Here is a 7476-nt window from a genome sequence, read left to right on the forward strand (position 1 = left end):
GGGGAGGGGGTGCCCGCGGCTCGCCGGTGGTCCTCCGGAGGAAGGTCGTCCGCGGGCCGCCGAGAGCCGTCGACGGGGCGGGGCTCCTCGGAGGGCTGCGCGTCCACCGAGAGCGAGGGGTGCTCGGACGGCTGCGCGTTGGCGGATGGCTGCTGCGCGGCAGCGGGCGACTGGGGGTTCTCGGCGGCGTCCGGTCGGTCGAAGTGACCGGGGGGCGTCGGGGCCTCGCGCTGGTCGGCGCCGTCGGCGGTTGCGCGGCGATCCGGTCGGCCGGTGGCGGCCTCGGCGCCCCTACTGGGGCCCGTGTCCGCGGGCTTCTCGGGAGCGTCCGGCTCAGCGAACTCTCCCGCGTCTCCGGCGGCCTCCCCCGGCGTCCGGGCGCCCTCGGTGCCGCCCTGCTTCTCGGCTCCCCCGGCGACCTTGGTGTCCGCCCCGGTCTCGTCCGTGAGGTCCGAGGGTTCGGCACCCTCGGCGCGCTCCGTGGTCTGCGGGTCTCGACGGGGGGCGGGGGTGCCCTCGGGTGTCGGTTCGGCAGGGTTGGTGGGGGCGAGGTCGGCGGTGTGGGTGGTCTCGCCGTCCGTGTGTTCGGTCGCGTCGTCGTTGCCCGACCGCGGCTGCCCGCTCCCGCCGCTCGTCTCCACGATGTCCCCTCGTTCGAAGCGTCTTCCGCGCCCGTGTCTAGGGGCGGAAGGGTCTGTGGTCGATGCTATGCGTTCCTCGTCATGGGTTCCGCCCCGGCACCCCCTCAGTTTTCCCCGCGTCGCAGCAGGCACACGGGCCTCTCCATGGGCGGGGGTGGTCCGGGGACATGCGGGCCGGTCGGCGTCCGTCGCGGGCGGCCCGTGGCGGTCACTGTCAGTGGTGGGCCGTATGGTCTGTCGTCATGGAAACCAGCACCGACGGCACCGGCGCCGACAGCCCCTCCGGCGCGGTGGACGGCACCGGCGAAGAGGGCGCGCGCCCTGCGCGGGAGGCGGCGCCCCCGGCCTCGTTGTCGCCCTCGCGGGCCAGTGACTTCATGCAGTGTCCGCTGCTGTACCGGTTCCGGGTGATCGACCGGCTGCCGGAGAAACCGAGCGAGGCGGCGACGCGGGGCACCCTGGTGCACGCGGTGCTTGAGCGGCTGTTCGACACGCCGGCGGCGGAGCGGACGGCGCCGAAGGCCAGGTCGCTGGTGCCGGCGCAGTGGGACCGGCTGCGGGAGTCGCGGCCGGAGGTCGTGGAGCTGTTCGCGGACGACCCGGAGGGCGAGCGGCTCGCGGGCTGGCTGGCGGAGGCCGAGCGGTTGGTGGAGCGCTGGTTCACGCTGGAGGACCCGACCCGGTTGGAGCCGGTCGAGCGGGAGCTCTTCGTGGAGACGGAGCTGGACTCTGGGCTCAGGCTGCGCGGGATCATCGACCGGGTGGACGTGGCGCCGACGGGTGAGGTGCGGATCGTCGACTACAAGACGGGGAAGGCGCCGCGGCCCGAGTACGCGGAGGGCGCGCTGTTCCAGATGAAGTTCTACGCGCTGGTGGTGTGGCGGCTGAAGCGGGTGGTGCCGCGCCGGCTCCAGCTGGTGTATCTGGGCAGTGGCGATGTGCTGACGTACGACCCGGTGATGGCGGATCTGGAGCGGGTGGAGCGCAAGCTGCTCGCGCTGTGGGAGGCGATCCGGCTGGCCACGGAGACCGGTGAGTGGCGGCCTCGGCCGACGAAGCTGTGCGGCTGGTGCGACCACCAGGCGGTGTGTCCGGAATTCGGTGGTACTCCCCCGCCGTATCCGTTGCAGGTGAGGTCGCCGGAGTCTCCCGCCGGGGCGCAGGGCAGAATGGGCCCGGACTAGCGAAGGAGATTTTCGTGGCCATCCGCGTCCTACTGGTCGACGACCAGCCGCTGCTGCGTACCGGCTTCCGGATGATTCTGGAGGCGGAGCAGGATCTCGCGGTCGTCGGGGAGGCCGGAGACGGCCTCCAGGCGCTCGACCAGGTGCGGGCGTTGCAGCCCGATGTGGTTCTGATGGATATTCGCATGCCCCGTATGGACGGGGTGGAGGCGACCCGTCAGATCACCGGTCCCGGGCGGGACGGTCCGGCGAAGGTGTTGGTGCTGACGACGTTCGATCTGGACGAGTACGTGGTGGAGGCGTTGCGGGCGGGGGCCAGTGGGTTCCTGTTGAAGGACGCGCCCGCGCACGAGCTGGTGCAGGCGATCCGGGTGGTCGCGGGCGGTGAGGCGATGCTGGCGCCGAGCATCACGCGCCGGCTCCTCGACAAGTACGCGGAGCATCTGCCGTCGGGGGACGAGCCGGTGCCGGACACGCTGCACACGCTGACCGACCGTGAGGTCGAGGTGCTGAAGCTGGTGGCGCGGGGTCTGTCGAACGCGGAGATCGCGGCCGATCTGTTCGTCAGCGAGACGACGGTGAAGACGCATGTGGGGCATGTGCTCACCAAGTTGGGGCTGCGGGACCGGGTGCAGGCCGCGGTGTACGCGTACGAGAGCGGGCTGGTGCGTCCCGGCGCGCAGTAGCGGACACGGGTCGACGACGCGCCGAGGGCGCCCTCTTCGTGGTGAAGGGGGCGCCCTCGGGTGTGGGACGGGGGTGGTCCGTCAACGGCCGGTGGGCCGTCAGGGGACGAACTGTCAGTCCTTGCTGATCTCCCAGAAGCGGAACACGGTGGACGCGTCGAGGCAGTACTCGAGGCCGTAGACGTTCTGGCGGATGACGGCGTACTGCTTGGCCTGCCAGACGGGGAGGAGGGGGACCTCCTCGGCGACGAGGTTCTGCAGTTCGGCGTACTCCTGCTCGGTGGCGGAGCGGTCGCTCTGGGCGGCCGTGCTCGGCAGGAGATCACCGGTGATGGTCTTGTTGGTGTAGTTGTTGTCGAGGACGTTGCCCTTGCCGAAGAAGGGGCTGGTGAAGTTGTCGGGGTCCGGGTAGTCCGGGACCCAGCCCTTGACGTAGAGGCCGTACTTGCCGGCGGCTATGTCCTTCTCGTACCGGGCGAACTCGACGGACTTGACCTTGGCGTCGAACAGGCCGGAGTCGTTGAGCTGCTTGGCGACGGCCTCGAGCTCCTGGTCGGTGGAGGGGCCGTAACGGGACGGCGTGGACCAGAGGGTGAGTTCGACCTTGTCGGTGATGCCGTCGGCGCGCAGGGCGGCCTGGGCCTTGGCCTTCGAGGGGCGGGCGCCGTAGGTGTCGAAGAAGGCGGTGTTGTGGCCGGTGATGCCCGCCGGGATGATCGAGTACAGCGGGGTGGCGGTGCCCTGGTAGACCTCGTCGACGAGGGCCTCGCGGTCGAGGAGGTGGGCGATGGCGCGGCGGACGCCGATCTTGCCGGTGACCGGGTCGTTCATGTTGAAGACCAGGTGCTGGACCTCGGCGCCGGTGCCGTCGACGAGTTCGACGCCGCTGGCGGTGGAGGTGTCGGTCTCGATGTCGGAGATGGCTCCGGCGCTGAGGCCGCGGAAGGCGACGTCGACCTCGCCCTCCAGGAGGGCCTTCTTCAGGGCGTCCTGCTTGCCGTGGAAGAACTTGAGGGTGATGCCCTCGTTCTCGACGTCGGCGGCGCCCTTGTAGTTGTCGTTGACGGCGAAGACGGCCTGGTCCTTGCCGAAGGACTCCAGCGTGTAGGGGCCGGAGCCGACCGCTTCGCCGTCCTTGCGGAGGCCGTCGGCGTCGTAGGAGCTCTCGTCGACGATGGCGCCGGCACCGGAGGCGATCTTGCTGGGGAAGGTGGCGTCGGCGTACTTCAGGTTGAAGCGGACGGTGGTGTCGTCCGGCGTCTCGACGTTGTCGAGCATGGGGAACATGATCGCCGGGCCGGCGTCGTCGTTGATCTTCAGCATGCGGTCGAAGGAGAACTTGACGTCCTTCGCGGTGAGGTCCTCACCGTTGCTGAACTTCAGGCCCTTCTTCAGGGTGCACTCGTAGACGGTGGTCCTGGAGTCGGCGAAGGAGCACTCGTCGGCGAGGTCCGGCTCGGGCTCGGTGGCGCCGTTGGGGAAGCTCAGCAACGACTGGAAGACGTTGTTGAAGAGGAGCCAGGAACCCGGGTCGTAGCCGGAGGCGGGGTCGGTGGCCAGGACGTCGTCGGACATCCCCAGCACCACGTTGGAGCCAGAGTCCCCGGTCCCCCCGGATTCGGAGCCGCAGCCGGTCAGCAGGCCGGCGGCCAGCCCTGTCGCGATGGTCAGGACGGACCACTGGGTGCGCATGTTCACGTGTGAGTGCCTTGTGTCGTCGTCGGGTGTCGGGACGCGCCGGACTCCCCCGGGTTGCGGCGCGCGGAGTGAAGAGTGACGGTCAGTCGTCGATGCCGCGGCCGAGCTGCCACAGCTGGAGCGTGGAGGCGGAGTTGAGGGCGTACTCGGCGCCGGTGACGTCGTCGCGGGCGGCCACGTACTGGTTGCCCTGCCACAGCGGGAGGATCGGTACCTCGTCGGCGACGATGTCCTGGATGCCGGTGAGGCTCTCCGAGGCCGTGAGCCGGTCGGCCTCGCGGCGGGACTCGGGGATCAGCTTGCTGCGGATCTCGCTGTTGTCATACGGCGAGTTGAGGAAGTTGTCCTTGTCGAGGAAGGGCGCGAGGTAGTTGTCGGCATCCGGGAAGTCCGGGAACCAGCCCATGCCGTAGACGGCGTACTTGCCCTTTTGTTCCGCGGGACGGAACGTGGACCAGGGGGCGCCCTTGATGGTGACGTCGAACAGGCCGCTGTCGTCGAGCTGCTTCTTCAGGACCTCGAACTCGGTCTTCGTGGCGGCGCCGTAGTGGTCGGTCGTGTAGTGCAGGGTCAGCTTGACCGGGGTGGTGATGCCGGCCTGCTTCAGGGTCTCGGTGGCCTTGGAGACGCTGGGGTCGCCGTACTTGTTGAAGAACGAGTTGGAGTGGCCGGTGATGCCCGCCGGGACGATCGAGAAGAGGGGCTCGGACTGGGAGCCGTAAACCTTGGAGACGAGTGCGCCGCGGTCGATGATCTGGGCGACGGCCCGGCGGACTGCGGTGCTCTTGACCGGAGACGCGTCGGTGTTGAAGGCGAGGTAGCGGATCTCCAGACCGGAGGACTCGACGAGGTCGATGTTCTTGTCCTCGGACTTGCCGTACTTGGCGATCTGCGCCGGCGTCATGGTCCGGGTCATCAGGTCGACGTCGCCGTTCTCGAGCGCGCTGCCCATGGCGTCGGGGTCGGCGAAGGAACGCAGTTCGATCTGGTCGTTCTTCGGGTCCAAGTGGCCCCGGTAGTGGGGGTTCTTGGTGAAGACGGCCTTGACGAGTTCGTTGTTCTCGACCTCGGCGTCCAGGGTGTAGGGCCCGGAGCCGTCGACCTTGAAGCCGTCGCGGAGCTTGTCCTTGTCGTAGTCGGCGGGGTTCACGATGCCGGCGACGGGGGTGGACAGCTTGTACGGGAGGGTGGCGTCGGGCCCGTTGAGGTGGAAGATGACCTGCTTGTCGCCCTTGGTCTCGACGAGGTCGATGGTGGACAGCAGGGCGAAGACACCGCTGTCGGCCTTGATGGAGCGGGCGCGGTCGATGGAGAACTTGACGTCCTCGGCGGTGATCGGGCTGCCGTCGGCGAACTTGAGGCCGTCGCGCAGGGTGCAGACGTAGCGCTCGCTGCCGGTGTCGGTGAAGCCGCAGCGGGAGGCGGCCTCGGGCTCCGGTTCGCCGTCGCCGCTGGGCTGGACGAGGAGGGTCTGGACGGTCTGGCGGAGGATGTTCCAGGTGCCGACGTCGTAGGCGTAGGCCGGGTCGATCGGGGCCGGGGCCTCCTTCGAAGCGGTGAACCGGTCGGTGGTGCCGACGACGATCGCGTCGCCGTCGCTGCTCGCGCCGCCGGTGCCGCCGCAGGCGGCGATCACCGGGGCGAGCAGGCCGAGGACGGCCGGCAGCACCAGGGTCTTGCGGTTCATGCTCGAGTTTCTCCAGAGCTCAATTCCGGGACGGATGCCTGCGGGGTGGTGCGGGCGGGTCCCGGGCGGTACGGCGATGTTTCCGCGTCGAGATTAGCCCGCCTCGTGTAAGGCGCCCGCGCGCACCGGAGTTGAGTTCCCCTCACGCTGTGGAGCCGGGTGTGGACGCACGGATGAGGGCATCGGTGGAATGTTTGGTGCACCCTGCACCAATCGGGACACTTGGGTGCGTCAATCGCCCCCGAAAGCGGGGTTTGGACGCGCCCGGCCCGACCGCGGGGGCCGGGTCCGAGTGGTCAACGTCACAGGCTGAGGGGGCTTCCCGATGGCGGGAATTCGGTTTTTCCCGGCCGGAATTCCGGACGCCGGGAGCCCGATAATGATCTTGAGTTTTATTGTGCTTTCAATTGTTCACGCTGGGTGCATGGACGGGTCCCTTTCCGTCGCCGTCAGAGCGTGATCAGGCCGTGCAGGAATGGCAGGTCGACTTCTTCCAGCGAGGTCACGACGGTACGCCGGGCGGCGGGGGTGATGGGGGCCACGGAGGGCACGGCGACGACGTGGCAGCCCGCCGCCTCGGCGGCCGCGACACCGGTCGCGGTGTCCTCGATGACCGCGCACCGGACCGGGTCGGCGCCCAGCCCGGCGGCTGCCAGGAGGTAGGGGTCGGGGAACGGCTTGGTGCGTTCCACCTCGTCGCCGGCGACGGTCAGGGCGAAGTGCTGGTGGCCGAGGGTGGTGAGGACGCGGTCGATGATGCGCCGGTGGGATGCGGAGACCAGGGCGGTGGGGACGCCGTGCGCGGCGAGTTCGCCGAGGAGCCTCGTCGCACCGGGCATCAGCGGCAGGGCGTGTCCGATCCGGGCCTCGAAGCCGTCGTTGAGCAGCACGGACAGGTCGGCGAGGGTGATGTCGGCGCCGGTGGCCTCGATGAGGAAGCCCGCGCTGCGGCTCATGGGGCCGCCGACCACGACATGGCGCCAGGACTCGTCGAGGGTGTGGCCGAGGGAGCGGAAGACCTCGACCTCCACGTCCCACCAGAAACCCTCGGTGTCCACCAGGGTTCCGTCCATGTCGAGGAGCACGGCCTGCAGGGCGGAGCCTTCGGCCGTCCGGGTTCCTAGCGCGGGGATCGTCGTGGTCATCCGGCGCACCTCCTTGTGGGACGAGCAGGCCGGTTCCCGGGTGGGGAACCGGCCTGCGGTGGACCGACCAGTGTACGACGCCGCGCGACGAAGCGCCTTTCGTCGAGGCCGAGCCGAGGCCGGACCGGGCCCGCGACCGGGCACGCCGGGCTCGCGACCGGGCGCCCGCGGCTCCTCGTCACCGGCGCCCGCGCACCCTGCCGGACCGCGGACGCGGGCTGGTGCTGTGACCGGAAAGGTTTGCCGGAAAGCTCGCGGCGTCCGGTGCTGGGGGCACCTCCCACGCCGTTCAGGCAGTGGGGGAGCCTCGCAAGGCGGAGCATGACCCGCGTACTGGATGTACTCGGGTCATGCGACAACGCCGCGAGGTGCCGTGCCGGGCGTCGCGAGCCGGTGAACCTTTCCGGTCACAGCACTAGTAGTGCTTGGTCAGGT

At 69.7% G+C, this 7476-nt stretch carries 5 protein-coding genes and 1 pseudogene; 2 read left to right on the forward strand and 4 right to left on the reverse strand.

What is annotated here, in order from left to right; translation table 11 throughout:
* A pseudogene (locus AOK15_RS37005) lies at window positions 1–641 on the reverse strand (hypothetical protein); the annotation flags it as partial.
* 242 nt (window positions 642–883) lie between these two features.
* On the opposite strand from AOK15_RS37005, the gene AOK15_RS37010 reads away from it, so the two are divergent.
* Window positions 884–1825, forward strand: a complete 942-nt coding sequence (locus AOK15_RS37010; protein WP_055523020.1) for a RecB family exonuclease — start codon at window positions 884–886, stop codon at window positions 1823–1825.
* Window positions 1826–1839: 14 nt separating this feature from the next.
* Complete coding sequence (locus tag AOK15_RS37015) at window positions 1840–2511, forward strand: response regulator (protein ID WP_055523022.1); 672 nt, start codon at window positions 1840–1842, stop codon at window positions 2509–2511.
* A gap of 114 nt (window positions 2512–2625) precedes the next feature.
* Here the strand turns inward: AOK15_RS37015 and AOK15_RS37020 are convergent, their stop codons facing one another.
* From AOK15_RS37020 to AOK15_RS37030, 3 genes are all read right to left on the reverse strand, one after another.
* The gene (locus tag AOK15_RS37020) at window positions 2626–4209 is read right to left on the reverse strand and encodes an ABC transporter substrate-binding protein (protein WP_055523024.1); all 1584 of its coding nucleotides are present in this window, start codon (window positions 4207–4209) and stop codon (window positions 2626–2628) included.
* Between the two features lie 82 nt (window positions 4210–4291).
* Window positions 4292–5896, reverse strand: a complete 1605-nt coding sequence (locus AOK15_RS37025) for an ABC transporter substrate-binding protein (RefSeq protein ID WP_055523026.1) — start codon at window positions 5894–5896, stop codon at window positions 4292–4294.
* Between the two features lie 449 nt (window positions 5897–6345).
* Complete coding sequence (locus tag AOK15_RS37030; RefSeq protein ID WP_055523028.1) at window positions 6346–7041, reverse strand: HAD family hydrolase; 696 nt, start codon at window positions 7039–7041, stop codon at window positions 6346–6348.
* Window positions 7042–7476: the final 435 nt, after the last annotated feature.

It is taken from the genome of Streptomyces ossamyceticus (assembly GCF_001418475.1).
In the GTDB taxonomy this organism is placed as follows: Bacteria; Actinomycetota; Actinomycetes; order Streptomycetales; family Streptomycetaceae; genus Streptomyces; species Streptomyces ossamyceticus.